At 41.3% G+C, this 19,576-nt stretch carries 15 protein-coding genes and 2 pseudogenes; 2 read left to right on the plus strand and 15 right to left on the minus strand.

What is annotated here, in order from left to right; all coding sequences use genetic code 11:
* Positions 1-339 (minus strand): transposase family protein (locus tag HT703_RS00270; protein WP_172929806.1); only part of this gene is annotated, 339 nt, incomplete at its 3' end.
* Positions 340-594: 255 nt separating this feature from the next.
* On the opposite strand from HT703_RS00270, the pseudogene HT703_RS00275 reads away from it, so the two are divergent.
* A pseudogene (locus HT703_RS00275) lies at positions 595-795 on the plus strand (helix-turn-helix domain-containing protein); the annotation flags it as partial.
* 127 nt (positions 796-922) lie between these two features.
* Here the strand turns inward: HT703_RS00275 and HT703_RS00280 are convergent.
* From HT703_RS00280 to HT703_RS00325, 10 genes and pseudogenes are all read right to left on the minus strand, one after another.
* Positions 923-1,807, minus strand: a complete 885-nt coding sequence (locus tag HT703_RS00280; RefSeq protein ID WP_000988345.1) for a PucR family transcriptional regulator — start codon at positions 1,805-1,807, stop codon at positions 923-925.
* Positions 1,808-1,810: 3 nt separating this feature from the next.
* Complete coding sequence (locus tag HT703_RS00285; protein ID WP_000567930.1) at positions 1,811-2,197, minus strand: Mini-ribonuclease 3; 387 nt, start codon at positions 2,195-2,197, stop codon at positions 1,811-1,813.
* Positions 2,190-3,533, minus strand: a complete 1,344-nt coding sequence (cysS, locus tag HT703_RS00290; protein ID WP_166727951.1) for a cysteine--tRNA ligase — start codon at positions 3,531-3,533, stop codon at positions 2,190-2,192. Before cysS ends, HT703_RS00285 begins: the two co-directional genes overlap by 8 nt.
* Positions 3,534-3,615: 82 nt before the next feature.
* Positions 3,616-4,509, minus strand: coding sequence for a GNAT family N-acetyltransferase (locus HT703_RS00295; RefSeq protein ID WP_023933242.1), 894 nt, complete (start codon positions 4,507-4,509; stop codon positions 3,616-3,618).
* A gap of 11 nt (positions 4,510-4,520) precedes the next feature.
* Positions 4,521-5,138, minus strand: a complete 618-nt coding sequence (cysE, locus tag HT703_RS00300; RefSeq protein ID WP_023933244.1) for a serine O-acetyltransferase — start codon at positions 5,136-5,138, stop codon at positions 4,521-4,523.
* 15 nt (positions 5,139-5,153) lie between these two features.
* Entirely contained in the window at positions 5,154-7,367 is a 2,214-nt protein-coding gene (gene pnp, locus HT703_RS00305; protein WP_023933246.1) for a polyribonucleotide nucleotidyltransferase, read from the minus strand.
* Positions 7,368-7,865: 498 nt separating this feature from the next.
* A complete protein-coding gene (gene metF / locus HT703_RS00310; protein ID WP_023933248.1) occupies positions 7,866-8,732 on the minus strand; it encodes a methylenetetrahydrofolate reductase [NAD(P)H] in 867 nt (288 codons plus the stop codon).
* Between the two features lie 102 nt (positions 8,733-8,834).
* The gene (metE, locus tag HT703_RS00315) at positions 8,835-11,084 is read right to left on the minus strand and encodes a 5-methyltetrahydropteroyltriglutamate--homocysteine S-methyltransferase (RefSeq protein ID WP_054393153.1); all 2,250 of its coding nucleotides are present in this window, start codon (positions 11,082-11,084) and stop codon (positions 8,835-8,837) included.
* Positions 11,085-11,344: 260 nt separating this feature from the next.
* A complete protein-coding gene (locus HT703_RS00320) occupies positions 11,345-11,611 on the minus strand; it encodes a helix-turn-helix domain-containing protein (RefSeq protein WP_054393152.1) in 267 nt (88 codons plus the stop codon).
* Between the two features lie 96 nt (positions 11,612-11,707).
* Positions 11,708-12,197 (minus strand): annotated as a pseudogene (locus HT703_RS00325) (helix-turn-helix domain-containing protein); the annotation flags it as partial.
* Between the two features lie 154 nt (positions 12,198-12,351).
* Here HT703_RS00325 and HT703_RS00330 point away from each other — a divergent pair.
* Positions 12,352-13,353 (plus strand): endonuclease/exonuclease/phosphatase family protein, encoded by a 1,002-nt coding sequence (locus tag HT703_RS00330; RefSeq protein WP_054393151.1) that lies wholly within the window; start codon positions 12,352-12,354, stop codon positions 13,351-13,353.
* A gap of 178 nt (positions 13,354-13,531) precedes the next feature.
* Here the strand turns inward: HT703_RS00330 and pheT are convergent, their stop codons facing one another.
* From pheT to HT703_RS00350, 4 genes are all read right to left on the minus strand, one after another.
* Positions 13,532-15,937, minus strand: a complete 2,406-nt coding sequence (gene pheT / locus HT703_RS00335; protein WP_054392951.1) for a phenylalanine--tRNA ligase subunit beta — start codon at positions 15,935-15,937, stop codon at positions 13,532-13,534.
* Positions 15,938-16,013: 76 nt separating this feature from the next.
* A complete protein-coding gene (locus HT703_RS00340; RefSeq protein WP_000619957.1) occupies positions 16,014-16,523 on the minus strand; it encodes an N-acetyltransferase in 510 nt (169 codons plus the stop codon).
* Positions 16,523-17,569 (minus strand): phenylalanine--tRNA ligase subunit alpha, encoded by a 1,047-nt coding sequence (gene pheS, locus HT703_RS00345; protein WP_050265989.1) that lies wholly within the window; start codon positions 17,567-17,569, stop codon positions 16,523-16,525. The genes HT703_RS00340 and pheS overlap by 1 nt, the downstream gene beginning before the upstream one ends.
* Before the next feature lie 591 nt (positions 17,570-18,160).
* Positions 18,161-19,576 (minus strand): glycoside hydrolase family 1 protein, encoded by a 1,416-nt coding sequence (locus HT703_RS00350; protein ID WP_000151847.1) that lies wholly within the window; start codon positions 19,574-19,576, stop codon positions 18,161-18,163.

Raw genomic sequence — 19,576 nt, forward strand, 5'->3', positions numbered from 1 at the left:
AATCATTACCGTGTCCTCAGAACTGAGAGGAGTTCTTGAAATCGTAAAACCACTTTGAACAAGAGTTACTTCAACCCATTGGCTCCGACGGAGTAAGTTGCTTTCGTGGATACCAAAATCAGCCGCAATTTGTTCATAAGTTCGATATTCTCGCACATATTGAAGAGTGACCATAAGAAGGTCTTCTAGGCTTAGTTTAGGTTTTCTTCCACCTTTTGCGTGTTTAAGTTGATAAGCTGTTTTTAATACAGCTAACATCTCTTCAAAAGTGGTACGCTGAACACCAACAAGACGCTTAAATTGTGCATCAGTTAGTTGTTCACTTGCTTCATAATCCATAGAACTATTATACCATATATTGTTTCGCAGGAAAGTCTAATATATAAATAGCAACTTACGACTATTTACCCCACTGTACCTCCTATGAAGAGTATACAGTCTAGTAGCAATTATACCACCCCCCCCCCGAATTTTGCAAGGAAAAACATTTGATTTTTTAGGTTTTGTAATTCGAATGTGATAATGTCTTTAGTAAATCGAACGTGAAAATGTCCCATTTGATAAAATAGTCGTATGAAAAGGATCCAACTGAATATGAATGAAACGAAAAAATATCTTGTGATAAAAGCTATAGACCAAGGAAAGAAAACAAAGAATCGAGCCTGTGTCGAACTCAATCTTTCTAAAAGACAAATCAATCGTCTGCTACTAGCCTATCAACAGAAAGGAAAAGAAGCCTTCAGACACGGAAACAGAAATCGAAAACCAAAACATGCAATCCCTGATGAAAGCAAAATAATTGCCCTCAATCTCACCATTTTTTTTGGGACATCATCACTTTCGATTGACAGCCTCAATCCACTATAACTCTGCACATAAAAATGGAGAAGATGGCAATCCTCTTCTCCAAATATTAACTTCTTTACAAACCAACTATAGTTGACAAAGAACCTAAAATCAATTGATAACACAAGGTCAAGTCGGTCAACTCTTTCAACTGAAGCCCTGTCAATTCTTCCCATTTATCAATTTTGTATTGGAGAGAATTGCGGTGCAGATAGAGTTGCTGGGCTGTTTTTGTTAGGACAGCACTATTTTCCCAAAGGGAGAGAATGATTTCCTGAATCTGATCTTGATCCAAAATCATCTGGTGTAGACATTCCTTGATTGGCTTCAAGTCCACGAGCCTTTCTCCCATACTCCAAAGATAGAGCTGTGAAAAAGTATGAACACCTTGGTGACCCTGACGCCACCAAGTCTTAAACAAATCTCTCTCTGCTTTAATCAAGTCTGATAGGGCTTGATGTCTTGCCTGAGACCAAACCTGGCCTAACATGATAGAGAGACGAAGTCCAAAGTCATACTCAACCGCTTCAATCGTATCAGATAAGATTGAACGTACAGAGGTGTACTTATCTTGTTGCAGCACGAAAACATAATCCTGAGCTCCGACCTGAAGCACCGTCTGACAATTCGGAAAAAGAGTCCGCATCATATCTAGCCAAGAAGCCAGATTTTCCTGCTGAAAATAGGAAAGATGGCAATACACCAACTGAATCTTTTTAAAAGTTTGCGGTGCCTGACCCTTCCCCTCAATCAGATAGGAATACCAAGGATTGAGCGAACGAGCCTGCTCCTGCTGGGTCAAAAGGGAAATCAACTGCTTTTCACGCTCACTGAGCCCAGCTTTCTCCAGCAAAATCCACTGCTGAGAAGCTAAAGGGAGAGTGAGATAGCCCTCTTTCTCTACTGGTTGGTCTGAAATCTGAGCCTCAGGAAACCAGTCTTGTAGTTCTTTTGTCATCATGTCCTAGCCCTCCACTTTTTGGATGCACCACCAAATCAAGCTCTCAAGACGTTCCAGATTTTCAGTCATATGGAGATAGCCCATCACAGCTTCAAAACCTGTGGACATGCGGTAAGTCACCACATCGGCATTTTTAGCCTTTGTGTGGCTATTGGTATTGCGGCCACGTTTGTAGATTTCTTTTTCTCTTTCCGTTAGGACTTGCTCCTCTAACATGAGGGAAATCAGGCGAGCCTGAGCCTTGGCCGACACATACTTGGTCGCTTCTTGATGGAGTTTATTGGGTTTGGTCATGCCTTTGAGGATGAGGTGACGACGAATATACATGGAATAAACCGCATCTCCTTCAAAGGCTAGCGCAATCCCATTAATGAGATTGACATCAATCACGTGTCCACCTCACTCCATCCTTGGTGTCAAGGAGCTTAATTCCCTGAGCAGCCAATTGATCACGGATCTGGTCCGCTATCGCAAAGTCACGATTGGCACGCGCCTCTTGGCGTTTTTGAATCAAGTCTTCAATCTCTGCATCCAAAGCTTCCTCAACAAAGACAATTCCAAAAATTTCTAACATATCTGCAAGAGCTTGCTTGACACTTGCATCATAGTTCCCTGAGTTGATCCATTTGGCCATTTCAAAGACAACTGTGATACCGTTGGCAGCATTAAAATCTTCATCCATAGCTGCTACAAACTTATCTTTAAAGTTTTGTAACTCTTGGGCATCCACGTTTCCTGTAAATGGTTGCTCATAAGTATTCTTCAGATACTTGAGATTGGTCTCGGCATCGCGAACTGCCTTTTCCGTGAAGTTGATAGGCTTACGGTAGTGCTGGGTCGCAAAGAAGAATCGAAGTACTTGCCCATCAAGAGTTTTAAGGGCATCGTGTACCGTAATGAAGTTACCCAAGGACTTAGACATTTTGACATTGTCGATATTGACAAAGCCATTGTGCATCCAGTAGTTAGCAAAAGTCTTGCCTGTTTTAGCTTCAGACTGGGCAATTTCATTGGTGTGGTGTGGAAACTCTAGGTCAGCTCCACCACCGTGGATATCAATGGTATCACCTAAAATCTCTGTCGACATGACTGAACACTCAATATGCCAACCCGGACGTCCAGGTCCCCAAGGACTATCCCAAGAAATCTCACCTGGTTTGGAAGATTTCCATAGGGCAAAGTCTACAGGATTTTCCTTACGAGCCGTTTCTTCATCGATACGACCTGAAGCACCTAGCTCCAAATCTTCCAAGGTTTTATTAGCCAATTTGGCATAGTTATGGGATTTTTCCACACGGAAGTAAACATCCCCTTGACTCTCGTAGGCAAAGCCTTTTTCAATCAAGTCTTCCACAAAACGGATGATGTCTGCCATAAACTCCACCACACGCGGATGGCGAGTCGCAGGTTTGACGCCCAAGGCCGTCACATCCTCACGAAAGGCAGCGATGTACTTGTCCGCAACCTCCTGAGGCGTGATGCCTTCTTCCCTGGCACGGTTGATTATCTTATCATCTACATCCGTAAAATTGGAAATATAGGCAACCTCATAACCACGATACTCAAAATAGCGACGAATGGTATCAAAAGTCACCGTTGAACGGGCATTCCCCACGTGGATATAGTTGTAGACGGTTGGTCCACAAACATACATCTTGACTTTGCCGTCCTCGATTGGGACAAATTCTCGCAAATCACGAGACATGGTGTCGTAGATTTTAATCATAAAATAATAGTCAGGAAAACCAAAATCAAAGAACACTTAGTTTCATCACTAAGAGTTCAATTGAATTTCAGTCCGAATATCTCTACACTTCGGAATCCCTTACTCCTTTCTCATTCAGATAAACCACCTGAGTCTGTTTGACAAAGCCAATTTTTTCATACAAACGTTTGGCACCTACATTGCTATCCTCTACTGCAATTTGGAACTCCTTATCATTTTGCTCAATTAGTTGGTTGACAAGGGATTTTGCTAAGTAGCTTCCATAGCCTTTCCCACGTTCAGGTTCCAATATTGCTAAACCGTAGAAGTAATTCGTATTAGTCGATAAATCTACCGTGCAAGTTCCAATAACCTGACCGTCTTTTAACAAAATATACAAGCGACTTTCTGGATCCTTCAGAGCTTCAGCGACATATCTATCCACAACTTCTCTAGATTCATGTTCCTCTGAAAATGCCTGAAATTTTAACTGACTAATTTGATCCTGATACGAACTATCTGCTAACAAAACTTCAAGATTGGAAAGATTGGAAACATTTCCTAACGGATAAGGTTTTCTATCCTTACCTAACCAAGTTTCTGTCTCTTCATCCTCGACCAATCCCCAATTATTGACAAAATCAGGATGACGCTCTAGAAAAATACGCTCTGTCTGAAAAGTGACTGAACAAATAGAGAAAGAAGCTGTTTCTTTCTCAAAACTCGTAAACAAAACACGCGCAATTCCCTGACGGCGATGATCTGGATGAACCAGTATCGTCACTTCCACATCTTGATCATCTGCATAAACAGTTAAGAGACCAACAAGTTCGCCTTTTTCATAATAAAGGAAAAAGGCGGGCATGTTTGGGTCAAAATTAAGCATGTTAGAGAGATAGGGATCACGATAGGTACCGTCATAGTTTTGGCAACAGTTAATTAGTTTTTTCGCCTCAGATAACTCCTCTTGGCTTAACTTGTTTCTTGCTTGAATCATATAGGTATCCTCTACAAACCAGACGATCTATGACTGGCTTCTTTAGCCTGCTCGAGTTTATTAACATAATACTCTCGTTTTTCTTCGACTTCGTGAATGACAGGCTCATCCTTCTTACCATGAAGGCGGACAATCTTAGCCGGAATACCGACAACCGTCACATCACTAGGTACATCTGCCACGACAACTGCTGCTGCACCAACCTTGGCATTTTCACCGATTTCCACTGGTCCGATGACTTGGGCATGAGCCGATATGAGAGCTCCCTTTCGAACGGTCGGATGGCGTTTTCCAACATCCTTACCAGTTCCACCAAGAGTCACCCCGTGATAAAGAAGAACGCCTTTTTCAACGATCGCTGTTTCTCCAATCACCAAGCCTGAACCGTGGTCGATAAAGACACCTGAATCAATCTGGGCACCTGGATGAATCTCAATCTGAGTCCAAAAGCGCCAGAACTGACTGTGCATACGAGCCAGGAGTTTGAAGTCGTACTTCCAGAGAAAATGCGAGAGACGGTGGGCCGCCAAGGCCTTGACACCTGGATAAGTCAGCAAAACCTCCAAAGTGGTGCGGGCCGCTGGATCATTTTCTTTTACGATATCAATGGTTTCGCGCCACCACCCCATACATTTCTCCTTTTCTTACTCTGAATCTTTTGGTGTCTCTGTAAATTCTTTCTTAGGTTTGTGTTCCTTGTGATGACGTGGGCGGTGAGGGCGCTCAGACTTTTCACCTTTTTCATCATGCTCAGGTTTTGGCGGACGAGGTAGAAGAGCCTTCATAGAGGCATCGATACGGCCTTTTTCATCAATCTTGATAACCTTAACATCAACTTCATCCCCGATTTCTACCAAATCCTCTACACGATTGGTACGAGTCCAAGCCATCTCAGAGATATGAACAAGGGCATCTGTCTTATCAAAGAGGTTAACAAAGGCACCAAATTTCTCGATACGAACGACTTTAGCACGGTAAACTTCATCCACTTTGGCTTCACGAACCAAACCAGCAATAATTTCTTTGGCACGGTTAATAGCATCTTGGTCACTAGAGTAGATAGACACATTTCCTTCTTCGTCTATATCAATCTTAACACCTGTTTCAGCGATAATCTTGTCGATGGTTTCTCCACCCTTACCGATGACAATCTTGATCTTGTCCACATCGATCTTAATCGTATCAATTTTCGGAGCAGTTGGAGCCAATTCTGGACGGACTTCTGGAATGGTTGCTTCAATCACATCAAGGATTTCAAAACGAGCTTTCTTGGCTTGGGCAAGGGCTTCAGTCAAGATTTCTGCAGTGATCCCTTGGATCTTGATATCCATTTGAAGGGCTGTAATCCCATCACGAGTACCTGCAACCTTGAAGTCCATATCTCCAAAGTGATCTTCCAAACCTTGGATATCTGTCAAGACTGTGTAGTTATTTCCATCTGAGATAAGTCCCATAGCAATACCAGCTACTGGCGCCTTGATTGGCACACCACCAGCCATAAGGGCAAGAGTACCCGCACAGATAGAGGCTTGAGATGAAGAACCGTTTGATTCCAAGACTTCTGCTACTAGGCGGATAGCGTATGGGAATTCTTCCAAGCTTGGCAAGACTTGAGCAAGAGCACGTTCACCGAGAGCACCGTGACCGATTTCACGACGACCTGGCGCACCGTAACGACCTGTTTCCCCTACAGAATATTGAGGGAAGTTATAGTGGTGCATAAAGCGTTTCTTGTACTCTGGATCCAAACCATCAATGATTTGAGTTTCTCCCATCGGAGCCAAGGTCAAGACTGAAAGAGCCTGAGTTTGTCCACGAGTGAAGAGACCGGAGCCGTGCACACGAGGAAGGAAGTCAACAACCGCATCCAAAGGACGGATTTCATCGACCTTACGACCATCAGGACGTACCTTGTCTTCTGTAATCAAACGGCGCACTTCAGCGTGTTCCATTTGTTCCAAGATTTCAGCCACATCACGCATGATGCGGTCAAATTCTTCGTGGTCTGCATATTTTTCTTCATAAACAGCAGTCACTTGGTCTTTAACTGCTTGAGTAGCAGCTTCACGAGCCAATTTTTCTTCTACTTGAACCGCTTTTTGGAGGTCGCTGTTGTAGGCTGCGATGATTTCAGCTTGCAAGTCCGCATCCACATGAAGCAATTCCACTTCTGCTTTTTCTTTACCGACAGCAGCAACGATTTCTTCTTGGAAGGCAATCAATTCTTTGACTGCTTCGTGCCCTTTAAGAAGGGCTTCCAACATGATTTCTTCTGACAATTCTTTAGCACCAGACTCTACCATGTTGATAGCGTGTTTAGTACCAGCTACTGTCAATTCAAGAAGCGATTGCTCTGCTTGTTCTTGACTTGGGTTGATAATGATTTGGCCATCTACATAACCCACTTGGACACCAGCGATTGGACCGTCAAATGGAATATCTGAAATGGAAAGTGCCAAGGATGAACCAAACATAGCAGCCATTGGTGCAGAAGCATTTTCATCATAAGAAAGCACAGTGTTGATGACTTGGACTTCATTACGGAAACCTTCCGCAAACATAGGACGGATTGGACGGTCAATCAAACGCGCTGTCAAGGTCGCATCCGTTGAAGGACGTCCTTCACGTTTCATAAAGCCACCAGGAAACTTCCCAGCTGCATACATTTTTTCTTCGTAGTTGACTTGAAGAGGGAAGAAATCCCCAGTTGCCATTTTCTTAGACATAACGGCAGCAGTCAAGACAGTTGACTCACCGTAACGCACGACAACTGCGCCATTTGCTTGCTTAGCAACCTGACCAGTCTCTACAATTAACTCACGACCCGCAAAAGTCGTTTGAAACACTTGTTTTGTCATTTTAATCCCCTTTGGATTGATGAAATTATACGCCTTGCCTACAAAAATCAAGATACTAAGGGCGTGAAGAATCCCGTATGAAAATAGGAGATTGACGCAGTGTGCGATGCGCACCAGGAAATCTATCTTTTTCACTAGGGATTTAGCCCGTGTTCAATTACTCAAGATACAAATCATTAGAAAGGTTTGATGCTAAAGCATCTAATCCTTTCACGCTAATCGCTATCAGGCGATTAGCTAAATGCTTTACTAACTCTCTCGTCAAATGATATCGATTTGACTCGTTCGTGTCGCTCAAACTAAATACTGAAAAGAACAAATTATGAAAAAATTTCTGTCATAAAATTGAGAATTGACAAAGCCTTTGAAACCCAAATACCCTCATCTTTGTATCAAGTACGTACAAAGTCTATTTTATCATATTTTTCTTAAAAAGTGCGGTCTTTACCATTAAAAAGGAACCATTCCCCTCACTTGAGAAGAATGGTTTTCTTTTTATTATCCTAGAGACTGATGATTAAACAAGGCATGTGTTGCTTGGTGGATGTATTTTGCTGTATCCGCATTGTTCATAGTGTAGAGATGCACACCGGCAACATCCTGAGTTACCAAGTCCACGATTTGGTCCACTGCATAGGCAAGTCCTGCTGCTCTGAGCGACTCAGGGTCATGCTCATACTTGTCTAAGATGGATTTAAATTTGCGTGGAAGATGGATATTCTCACAAGTCTTCAAGAGGCGGAGAGCCTGATTTCGATTCAAAATTGGCATAATCCCTGCATGAATGGGAACATCAATCCCAGCCAAGATGCACTTGTCTTGGAAATCATAGAAGCGCTCATTATCAAAGAAAAGCTGGGTTACGAGGCTCGAACAACCTGCATCCACTTTCTTCTTGAGATTTTGAATATCTAAAATCTGATTTGGCGAATCTGGGTGCCCTTCTGGATAGCAAGCACCAACAATATCAAAGTGAGGAGCTTGTTCCTTGATGAACTCAATTAAGTCCGTTGCATAGCGGAAATCCTTTTGCGGCTCCACATCTGGAATAATATCCCCACGAAGAGCCAAGATTTTCTGCACCCCAACCTTGTCCAAGTCCGCAATGGTTTCAGCCACCTTGTCCTTAGTCAAATAGATGGCTGGCAAGTGGGCAATGGTCGGAATCGCCAAGTCATTTTGGATAAAATCAGCCAAACGGACCGTCGTTTCCTTGATATTAAATTTATTATTGCTGGCAGTTACACTGATAAAGTGGGGAGTCAACTCCTGCATATCTTGAAGGGCAGAAATAATGTTATCATTACCCACGGCTGGGTTGGGAGGGAACACTTCAAATGAGAGTGACGGTGTTTGGCGTGACATAGTCATTATCCTTTTCTAGTTAATTTTTTTCGTTAGCTGGATTCCTAGAATCCAAGTGAAACAGGCAGATTGACCAAACAGCGCTTCTTGAGAAATCTAATCTTACAATTTCTCACGCGCAGCTTTCGCTGCTTCAACAAGGCGGATCAAGCTTTCTTTTGTTTCTGGAATACCACGTGTTTTCAAACCACAGTCAGGGTTGATCCAAACTTTCTTGCTTGGCACTTTAGCAAGGATGGCTTCGATTGTATTGTCGATTTCGCCTTCATTTGGCACACGAGGAGAGTGGATATCGTAAACCCCAGGTCCCACTTCTGTTTGGAAGTTTTTCGCTTTGAGTTCGTCCAAGATTTCAAGGTTTGAACGGCTAGCCTCAAAGGAAATAACGTCTGCATCCATGTTGTCGATAGCTGGGATGATATCTGTAAATTCTGAATAACACATGTGAGTGTGGATTTGTGTGTCTGGCGCTACTGTTGAGTGTACCAAGCGGAAGGCAGGAATTGCCCAGTCAAGGTAGTCTTCGTACCAGTCGCTACGACGGAGTGGCAATTTCTCACGAAGAGCAGCCTCGTCGATTTGGATGATCTTCACGCCAGCAGCTTCAAGGTCAAGAACTTCATCCTTGATAGCAAGAGCGATTTGAAGAGTAGAATCCTTGATAGAGATGTCTTCACGTGGGAATGACCAGTTGAGGATGGTAACAGGTCCAGTCAACATACCTTTAACAGGTTTGTTTGTACGGCTTTGTGCATAGCTAGACCATTTAACAGTGATAGGGTTAAGACGAGTGACATCACCCCAGATGATTGGTGGTTTCACCCCACGCATACCGTATGATTGTACCCAACCATTTTTAGAGAAGAGGTATCCTGACAAGTTTTGACCGAAGTACTCAACCATGTCATTACGCTCAAATTCACCGTGAACAAGGACATCAAAGTCAATATCTTCTTGCCACTTGATCCATTCATCGATCGTTTCAGCAAGGAAAGCGTCGTACTCTTTTTGAGACAATTCACCTTTACGGTAAGCCAAACGTTTGGCACGAACTTCTTTTGTTTGAGGGAATGAACCAATCGTTGTTGTTGGAAGAGCTGGAAGTTTGAAAGCTTCTTCTTGGATAGCTTCACGTTCTGCAAAGGCTGGCAAACGAGTGTAGTCTGTGTCTGTCAAGCCAGCGATACGCGCACGAAGTTCAGCATTTTCACCAACACGCTCAGTCGCAAAGAGTTCTTTGTTGGCTGCAAGAGCTTCTGAACCTTGACCATTGCGGATAGCATCCAAGTCACGGATTTCATCCAATTTTTCAACTGCAAAGGCAAAGTGGTTCAAGATAGCTGGTTCAAATTCTTCGTTAGCTGTTGTAAATGGCACATGAAGAAGTGAGCATGAGCTTGTCAAAACGATGTTTTCAGCTGGGATTTGCTCAAGAACAGCCAAGCTCTTTTCGTAGTTGTTGCGCCAGATGTTTTTACCATTGACAATACCTGCATAGAGAGTCTTGTCAGCTGGGAAGCCACCTTTAACGAGTTCAAGAGTTTTCTTACCTTCAACAAAGTCAAGACCGATAGCATCTACTGGCAAGTTTACAAGGTCAGCGTATACGTCACGAACATCACCGAAATAAGTTTGAAGCAAGACTTCAAGACCTTTTTTGTCAGCCAAGAGTTTGTTGTAAAGGTTCAAGAAGAGAGCTTTTTCTTCAGCTGTCAAGTCTTTTACAAGAGCCGCTTCATCCAATTGGATGCGAGTTGCACCAAGTTCAGCCAATTTAGCAAAAACTTCTTGGTAAGTAGCCACTAAGCTATCTACGAAGTCGTCTGCTTTCACGCCTTCTTCAAAGTCTGACAATTGAAGGAAAGTGAAGGGACCTACAAGAACAGGACGAGTGTTGAGACCAAGTTCTTTGGCTTCTTGAAACTCATCAAAAATCTTGTGACCTGCAAGTTTGACTTGAGTGTCTTTTTCAAATTTAGGAACGATGTAGTGGTAGTTAGTGTTAAACCATTTCTTCATTGGGAGGGCGCGAACGTCCCCTTTTTCTCCTTGGTAACCACGTCCCAAAGCGAAGTAGCGCTCAAGGTCAGACAAGTCCAAGTTTTGAACTGAAGCAGGTACCACGTTGAAAAGGAAAGCTGCATCTAGGAAGTTATCATAGTGAGAAAAGTCATTTGATGGAATCTCAGTGATGCCTTTTTCTTTGACAATGTTCCAGTGTTTAGCACGTAAGTCTTTTGCTGCTGCTAAAAGTTCTTCCTCTGAGATTTCTTTTCTAAAGTATTTTTCAGTTGTAAATTTTAATTCGCGGAATTCACCCAAACGAGGGAAACCGATGATTGTAGTTGACATGATGTGTCCTCCAAAATTTGTTGTTGAAACTATCTTAACAGAAAAGAAAGCGTCTGTATAATTGTAAAAAATTAGGGTTTGATATAGTTTGAAACTATATATCTGTTTCGGACAAAAGAAAAAGACTTGAAGCAAACGTCTCAAATCCTTTGTATAGCTTGTTTTATAGCTTTATTTCAGTTAGACGGTTCAAACGCGTTATTAGTAATTCTTATAAGTGACTATGGCTTGTTATTAGAAAAGACTATAACTGATTCTAGTCAACTTTTTCCCTGTTCAAGTCGGACGACTGCTAGTATCTTTCCTAGACTGGCTAAGACTTTTAAGACTGTGTCCAACTGAAGACTAGTCTTACCTGTTTCCATCCTAGCTATGACAGGCTGACTCACTCCACTGAGTTCCTCTAGCTTTTTCTGACTGATTCCTTGCTTATTTCTGGCTTCAATCAACTCGCTCATGATAGCTACTCGCATATCACTTTCAAGGATTTCCTCCTTGCTAAAGAGCTCAGATAGACATCCTTCCAATTACTCCCAATAGCACTATTCTTCATCACTTACCCCTCTTTCTTTTAGATCTATGTATTTTTTGAAAAAATGAGCGAATTATGATTCGATAGATTAATCAGCGGGTTTAAAATTGGGACTAACTTGTTTCTTAACAGATTTTCCTTTTCTAGGGTAAAGCAGATCCTGCTTGCTTAACCCCAATTTTCCACGATGAATCCAATAATAAATGGTTGAAATTCCCACGTTAACCCCTTTAGCCATCACCATCATTTCAGGCGAAAATTTTTGGTTATGTTTTGGTTATGTATAGTGGAGAATCTTTTCCTTTAGTTCCTTGGTCAAGCTTGATCTCTTGACCGATTGCTTGCGATTATTTTCATAAGACTGTTGAGCATAGTCGGCAGAATAAATCTCTTTGAAGCACCCTTTTCCAAGACATTTTCGGACTGTCCTACGCTTAATTTCAGTGTGGATAGTTTGAGGAGCTTTTCCAAGTAGAGAGGCAATTTCTCTATTTGATTTTCCTTCTTTTTTTCCATCATTCGATTAAGCGACGGCTATCGATTGTCAAATGTTTGCCTTTTGTAGTATAATTGTCTTGCATTTCTGTGCCTTTTAATCATTTCAATCTTAAATTGAACTTTTTTACTTGGGTTGTACTTAATCTATGAGGAAGACAAGAAAAAGAATATCAATCAAGTAAAGTCACAAAGTCACATTAGCTCCGAGCAAGCATTGCAAATTGAGGTACTCACACAATGATTAAAATATTTCTCTCTGCCTTTTCTGTCATTCTCTTTGCTATCCCTATCATAGCTTATTCTTTTTTTCCATCTTCTAATCTTAATATTTGGCTATCTACCAGACCTATCTTGGCACAGATTTATGCCTTCCCCTTAGCTACTGCAACTATGGTTTCTATTTTAAGTTTCGTATTTTTTTCCCTATCTTTTTACAAGAAAAATAAACAAATACGGTTTTATTCTAGCATCTTGCTCTTACTATCGTTCATATTACTATTATTCGGAACAGATAAAACCCTTTCTTCCGTATCAAATAAGACTAAAACCTTAAAATTAGTAACTTGGAACGTCGCTAATCAAATAGAAGCACAACATATTGAGCGAATTTTTAGCCATTTTGATGCCGATATGGCTATATTCCCTGAACTAGCTACCAATATTAGAGGTGAGCAAGAAAACCAGAGAATCAAACTATTGTTTCATCAAGTTGGACTTTCTATAGCCAACTATGATATTTTTACTTCTCCACCTACTGATAGTGGAATAGCTCCTGTGACTGTGATTGTCAAGAAAAGTTATGGTTTCTATACAGAAGCTAAAACTTTCCATACAACACGGTTCGGGACAATTGTATTACATTCGAGAAAACAAAATATACCAGATATCATTGCTTTGCATACTGCTCCTCCTCTGCCAGGTTTAATGGAAATCTGGAAGCAAGACTTAACCATCATTCATAATCAATTGGCTTCAAAATATCCAAAGGCTATTATTGCAGGTGATTTTAATGCAACTATGCGTCATGGAGCACTTGCAAAAATAAGCTCTCATAGGGACGCATTAAATGTACTACCACCTTTTGAAAGAGGAACTTGGAATAGCCAAAGTCCAAAACTTTTTAATGCAACAATAGATCATATTTTATTGCCTAAAAACCACTACTATGTTAAAGATTTAGACATTGTAAGTTTTCAAAACTCTGATCATAGATGTATTTTTACAGAAATCACATTTTAATTATTTTATACTCTTCGACAATCTCTTCAAACCACATCAGCATCGCCTTACCTTAGACATATGGTTACTGACTTCGTNNCTAGCTTCCTAGTTTGCTTTTTGATTTTCATTGAGTATTATATAAAATCACCCCTCTAGTGTTCATAAACTAGAGGGGGAATTTGTATCATACTATCGTTTAACGCACTTCTGCATTGATTTTTTCTTCGAGAGACGCTTGGATTTTTTCCATATATCGTGCGACTTCTTCGTCCGTTAAGCTGTCTTCTGGATTTTGGAAGGTCAAGCTATAAGCCATGGACTTCATACCAAGTCCCAATTTTTCGCCTGAGAAGACGTCAAAGAGTTTGATATCTGTCAAGCGTTTCACACCGGCAGCTTGGATAGCGTCCACAACTTCTTGGTGAGTGACTTCTGCCTTTAGGAGAAGGGCAACGTCACGGCTAACTGCTGGGAATTTTGTGATTTCCACAAATGGAGTAGCAGGTTGAAGGGCAGCCTCGATGGCTGAAAGGTTGAGCTCAGCCACATACGTTTCTGGAATATCGTAGGCCTTAGCAGTGACTGGATGCACTTGACCAAGGAAACCAAGAACTTGGTCACCGAGTGAAATCATAGCTGTACGACCTGGATGAAGGCTAGCGATTTCAGATGTTGCTGTATAAGTTACTTGGAATCCCAAGCGAGAAAATAGCGCTTCAAGGATTCCCTTAGCATAGAAGAAATCAACTGGAACTGCTACTGTTTGGAAATCTTTTTCTGCAACCAAGCCTGTCAAGGCAAAGGCAAAACTGTTGATTTCATTTGGAAGTTCTTCTTTTGGATTGCCTGTTTGTTCAAAAACTTTTCCAATCTCATAAAGGGCCAAGTTTTTATTCCTACGAGCCACGTTGTAGGCAACGGTATCAAGGATCCCTGAAATCATATTTTGACGGAGGACTGAACGATCCACAGTCATTGGCCACATGAGTTCAGTAAGGTTACTTGGTTGAGCTGTGAACTCAACTGCTTTTTCAGGAGTTGTCAGAGCATAGGTGATAATTTCTGTCAAACCTGCTCCTTCAGCAATGGTACGAACTTGACGGCGGAGTTTTTGTGTCACAGTCAATTCACCAGCTGTACCATCGTCTTTTGGAAGGCTGGTTGGCAAGCGGTCATATCCATAGATACGAGCGATTTCTTCAAAGAGATCAGCTTCGATTGTGATATCCCAACGACGACATGGGACTCTGACTGTAAAGCTGTCTGCATTTCCAGAAAGACCAAAGCCAAGACGACGGAAGACGTCTTCTACATCAGCATAAGACAGCTCAGTTCCGAGGACACGGTTAACATCAGCAAGGGTTGAAGAAACTTCTACATCTGAAGTATCAAGCTCACCCGCTGAAACGATGCCCTTACGCACCGTCGCACCTGCAAGTTCCGCAATCAGGCTAGCTGCCGCATCAAGGGCTTCATTAACTGTTGCCACATTAATTCCTTTTTCAAAGCGAGAAGATGACTCAGAACGAAGGTTCAGGCGACCACTTGTCTTACGGATAGATTTGCCATTGAAAACAGCAGCTTCAAGGACAACATGACTAGATTTTTCAGAGATTTCTGTTGCTTGACCACCCATGACACCTGCAAGGGCTACTGGCTTGTCTGCAACAGTGATGACTAGGTCATTCACGTCCAAGTCACGTTCTTCACCGTCCAAGGTCACCAATTTTTCACCAGCACGCGCTTCACGCACACGGATGTCAGTCCCTTCAAATGTGTCCAAGTCAAAAGCATGCATAGGTTGACCAAAGTAGAGCAGGATGTAGTTTGTCACGTCTACAACGTTATTGATGGGACGGATGCCTTCGTTCATGAGAAGGTTTTGCAACCATTGTGGACTTGGTGCGATAGTCACATTGTCCAAGATACGAGCTGCATAGTAAGGCGCCTTGCCTGTCTCAATGCCCACAGAAAGGGCATCTGTCGCAGCTTCATTTGTTTCTGTCAAAGTAAATTCTTTAAAGTTGACTGCCTTGTCATATATGGCTGCCACTTCGTGAGCCACTCCACGCATAGAAAGGGCATCTGCACGGTTTGGTGTGATAGAAAGTTCGATGATTTCATCATCCAAGTCTAGATATGAAAAGACTTCCTCACCTGGAACGGCATTTTCTGGCAAAATTTGAATACCATCTGCGAATTTCTTAGGTACAACTGAGTCAGAAATACCCAATTCACCAAGTGAACAGATCATTCCAAGTGACTCTAAGCCACGGATTTTTCCTTTTTTGATTTTGTAATTGTCAGCGATACGAGCTCCCGGAAGAGCCACCATAACCTTGATGCCTGCACGCACATTTGGGGCACCACAAACGATCTGACGCTCTTCTTCTTCGCCAACGTTAACCTGACAAACATGAAGGTGAGTTTCTGGCACATCTTCGCAGGACAAGATCTCACCGACGACAATTTTTGAAAGACCGGCAGCTGGTGATTCGACACCTTCGACCTCGATCCCTGTGGTTGACATTTTTTCAGCCAACTCCTGTGATGGCACATCAATGCCCACCAATTCTTTTAACCATTTATAAGATACAAGCATAATTTAGTTCTCCAGAATGACCATTGCCACACTGGTTCTTTTCCTTTCCTATCATTTCAATAGAAGAATTCTCTTCTTACCTTAATTTCTTTCGCAGTAACCAATCCGTATCTACTTTTTGACCAACCATAAAATGATGTTGGCTAAATTTTTCAAAACCATATCGATTATAAAACGCTTGAGCTTTTGTATTATGCTCCCAAACACCTAACCAAGCCCAAGAAAAACTATTTTTTGTAGCAAGTTCAAGAGCAAATTCAAACAGTTGCTTACCGAATCCAAATCCTTGGAATTTTTGTAGCACATAGAGGCGTTGAATTTCAAAAGCGTCCTCTAATTCTCTCTCAGTTTGAGCACTTCCCCAGTTGACTTTGAGAAAACCAGCTATCTCCTCTTCATGCATAATGAAATAGGTTTCGGAGTCAGGATTTTCCAACTCAGTTGATAAAACTCTCAGACTATAAGCCTCTTCAAAGTATTCCTGTAACTGCTCTTCCGTATTATCATGAGCAAATGTTTCACGAAAGGTTTGTTTGGCAATTTTAGCCAACACCTCAACATCTACCATTTCTACTTTTCTAATCATTATTTAAACTGCTCTGAGAAGCGGACATCTCCTTGGTAGAATCCACGGATATCGTTGATTCCGTAACGGAGCATGGCTACACGCTCTTGTCCAAGACCAAAGGCAAATCCAGAGTAAACAGTCGCATCGATACCACTCATTTCAAGGACACGTGGGTGAACCATACCGGCCCCCATAATTTCGATCCAACCTGTTTTCTTACATACGTTACAGCCTTCTCCACCACACTTGAAGCAAGAAACATCCACCTCAACAGATGGCTCTGTGAATGGGAAGTAAGATGGACGCAGACGGATTTGACGCTCTTCACCGAACATTTTTTGCACAATCAACTGAAGGGTTCCTTGAAGGTCAGCCATAGAGATATTTTTCCCAACTACCAAGCCTTCGATTTGGTGGAATTGGTGACTGTGGGTCGCATCGTCCGTATCGCGACGGAACACACGCCCTGGTGAGATCATTTTCAAAGGACCTTTAGAGAAATCATGGGCATCCATAGCACGCGCTTGAACTGGAGACGTGTGAGTACGGAGTAAGATTTCTTCTGTGATATAGAATGTGTCCTGCATATCACGGGCTGGGTGGTCTTTGGGAAGGTTCATACGTTCAAAGTTATAGTAGTCTTGCTCCACTTCAAAACCATCCACGACTTGGTAACCCATCCCAATGAAGATATCTTCGATTTCTTCACTAGTTTGTGTCAAAACGTGACGGTGACCAGTCGCAACTGGATGACCTGGAAGGGTCACATCGATACTCTCGCTTGCTAATTGAGCTGCAACTTTCTTTTCTTCCAAGAGCTTAGCAGTTTCTTCAAAAGCTGCTGTCAAGACATCACGAGCTTCATTGACGTGTTTCCCAATGATTGGACGCATCTCAGCAGAAACATCTTTCATCCCTTTGAGGATTTCAGTGAGCGAACCCTTTTTACCAAGGACAGAGACACGCAAATCTTGCATCTCTTTTTCATTTTCAGCAGTAATCTGCTTCAAGCTAGCCAGCGTTTCTTCACGAAGCGCTTTTAATTGTTCTTCAATAGTTGACATAATTCCTCCATCAGTCGCTCGTAGATAAAAAGAAAACCACATGCCAAAAACTCCACTCGGAGCGTTGACACGCGGTACCATCCGTTTTCATCTGACAAGTCAGACCTTCATTTCTAAATCCATGCGCAAGTGAATTCACCCAGCTTTCATATAGAGAGCTTGCAGTCACGGCTCTCCTCCCTGATATACTTCCCTTGGGCTACTAGTCTTTCAGATTCCTATTCAATTACTACTTAGTTTATCAGATTTTTACCATTCTTGCAAGACCTATCTTACTTCTGCTTGTTAGCTTATTCTTATCTAACTTTATAGCGGATTGAAATAAGATGAAAACAAATCGATTGGGAAAGTAAAATTAATTTCTATAAACGTTTTAGCAATTGTTTCGTACTATTTTAGATTCAGTCTACTATATATAACCAATCTATCCTAAGTTAACTATTTATAATCGGCTCTCTGTAACAAAATTAAATTAATTAATCCCCCTATAAAATAAAGAGGTTTAGAATTTGATGTCTTCCAAACCTCTTTATTTCATATTTAATGAGATGCTGCCTTAACCGTGATAATATCTAATCATCAATAAACAAACTATTTGAATAAGGATTCTCCATTTGATTCAATCACTCCTTTATACCAAGTAAAGGACATTTTCTTATATCGATTGAATGTACCACTTCCATCATCGTTTCGATCAACATAAATGAGACCGTACCTCTTAGAAAGCTGTGCAGTGGACATAGAAACGCAGTCAATACATCCCCAAGACGTATAGCCCATAATTTCCACACCATCTTGTAGAGCTTCAGCTACTTGCAATAAATGTTCTTTCATATACTGAATTCTATAATCATCTTGGACTGTTAAGTTATTAAATTCATCTTTTATTAGTTGATCTTTAGCACCTAATCCGTTTTCTACTATAAATAATGGGATTTGATAACGGTCATAATATCTATTTAAAATTATACGTAGTCCAATTGGATCAATTTGCCATCCCCACTCAGAAGACTCTAAATAAGGATTTACTAAACCACCAATAATATTCCCTTGTCCTGAATTATACTGTGTTGGAAGAGCAGATTGAGTCACACTCATGTAATAGCTAAAGGATAAAAAATCTACGGTATAATTTTTTAATAACTCTGCATCTTCAGCTGCAAACTCTATGTTAATGTCATGTTCCTTAAAATATCTTTTTGCATAATTCGGATAATAACCTCTAACATGCACATCTGAAAATAGATAATTTAGATTCTCATACTCATGAGTCGCCCATACATCTTTTGGATTTGGAGTCATTGGATAAGCTGGCATAGCTAATACCATACATCCCACCTTAAACTCTGAATGAATCTCTCGAGCAATTTTTGTAACCAAACTCGAAGCGACTAACTCATGATGTATAGCTTGATATAATTCTTGTTTCGAAAGATTCTCCTTAGGTATATCTATTCCTCCACTAGTAAACGGTAATTCCAAAACAGAGTTTACTTCGTTAAATGTAAGCCAATATTTAACTTTATCTTTATACCTTTCTAAAACTGTTCGAGCAAATTTTTCATAAAAATGAATCATTCTCCTATCAATCCATCCATGATATTTTCTTGCTAAATATAATGGAGTCTCATAGTGTGAAAGAGTTACAAGTGGTTCTATCTCGTGAGCATGTAGTTCATCAAACAATTCATCATAATATTTCAAACCAGCTTCGTTAGGTTCTTCCTCATCTCCTTTTGGAAAAATTCTACTCCATGCAATAGAAGTGCGAAAAACATTAAAGCCCATTTCAGAAAACAAGGATATATCTTCCTTATATTTATGATAAAAATCAATACCTAATAATTTTAAGTTATCTTCTGTAGGATTTTCTGTTGCTTCTCCTAATCCACCTTTGGGTAACACATCCTGAACTGATAATCCCTTACCATCTTCATTATATGCTCCCTCTACTTGATTAGCTGCAACAGCTCCACCCCAAAGAAAATCATCTGGAAAAATGGTCAT

The sequence above is a fragment of the Streptococcus sp. 3874 genome (assembly GCF_013276425.1).
In the GTDB taxonomy this organism is placed as follows: domain Bacteria; phylum Bacillota; class Bacilli; order Lactobacillales; family Streptococcaceae; genus Streptococcus; species Streptococcus pseudopneumoniae.

Excerpts from the sequence above, each read along its gene's own strand:
- HT703_RS00280 (WP_000988345.1), bottom strand. The coding sequence starts at position 1,807 with ATGATGACAAAAGAACTACAAGACTGGTTTCCTGAGGCTCAGATTTCA.
- cysS (WP_166727951.1), bottom strand. The coding sequence starts at position 3,533 with ATGATTAAAATCTACGACACCATGTCTCGTGATTTGCGAGAATTTGTC.
- HT703_RS00295 (WP_023933242.1), bottom strand. The coding sequence starts at position 4,509 with ATGATTCAAGCAAGAAACAAGTTAAGCCAAGAGGAGTTATCTGAGGCG.
- cysE (WP_023933244.1), bottom strand. The coding sequence starts at position 5,138 with ATGGGGTGGTGGCGCGAAACCATTGATATCGTAAAAGAAAATGATCCA.
- pnp (WP_023933246.1), bottom strand. The coding sequence starts at position 7,367 with ATGACAAAACAAGTGTTTCAAACGACTTTTGCGGGTCGTGAGTTAATT.
- metF (WP_023933248.1), bottom strand. The coding sequence starts at position 8,732 with ATGTCACGCCAAACACCGTCACTCTCATTTGAAGTGTTCCCTCCCAAC.
- metE (WP_054393153.1), bottom strand. The coding sequence starts at position 11,084 with ATGTCAACTACAATCATCGGTTTCCCTCGTTTGGGTGAATTCCGCGAA.
- HT703_RS00330 (WP_054393151.1), top strand. The coding sequence starts at position 12,352 with ATGATTAAAATATTTCTCTCTGCCTTTTCTGTCATTCTCTTTGCTATC.
- pheT (WP_054392951.1), bottom strand. The coding sequence starts at position 15,937 with ATGCTTGTATCTTATAAATGGTTAAAAGAATTGGTGGGCATTGATGTG.
- HT703_RS00340 (WP_000619957.1), bottom strand. The coding sequence starts at position 16,523 with ATGATTAGAAAAGTAGAAATGGTAGATGTTGAGGTGTTGGCTAAAATT.
- pheS (WP_050265989.1), bottom strand. The coding sequence starts at position 17,569 with ATGTCAACTATTGAAGAACAATTAAAAGCGCTTCGTGAAGAAACGCTG.
- HT703_RS00350 (WP_000151847.1), bottom strand. The coding sequence starts at position 19,576 with ATGACCATTTTTCCAGATGATTTTCTTTGGGGTGGAGCTGTTGCAGCT.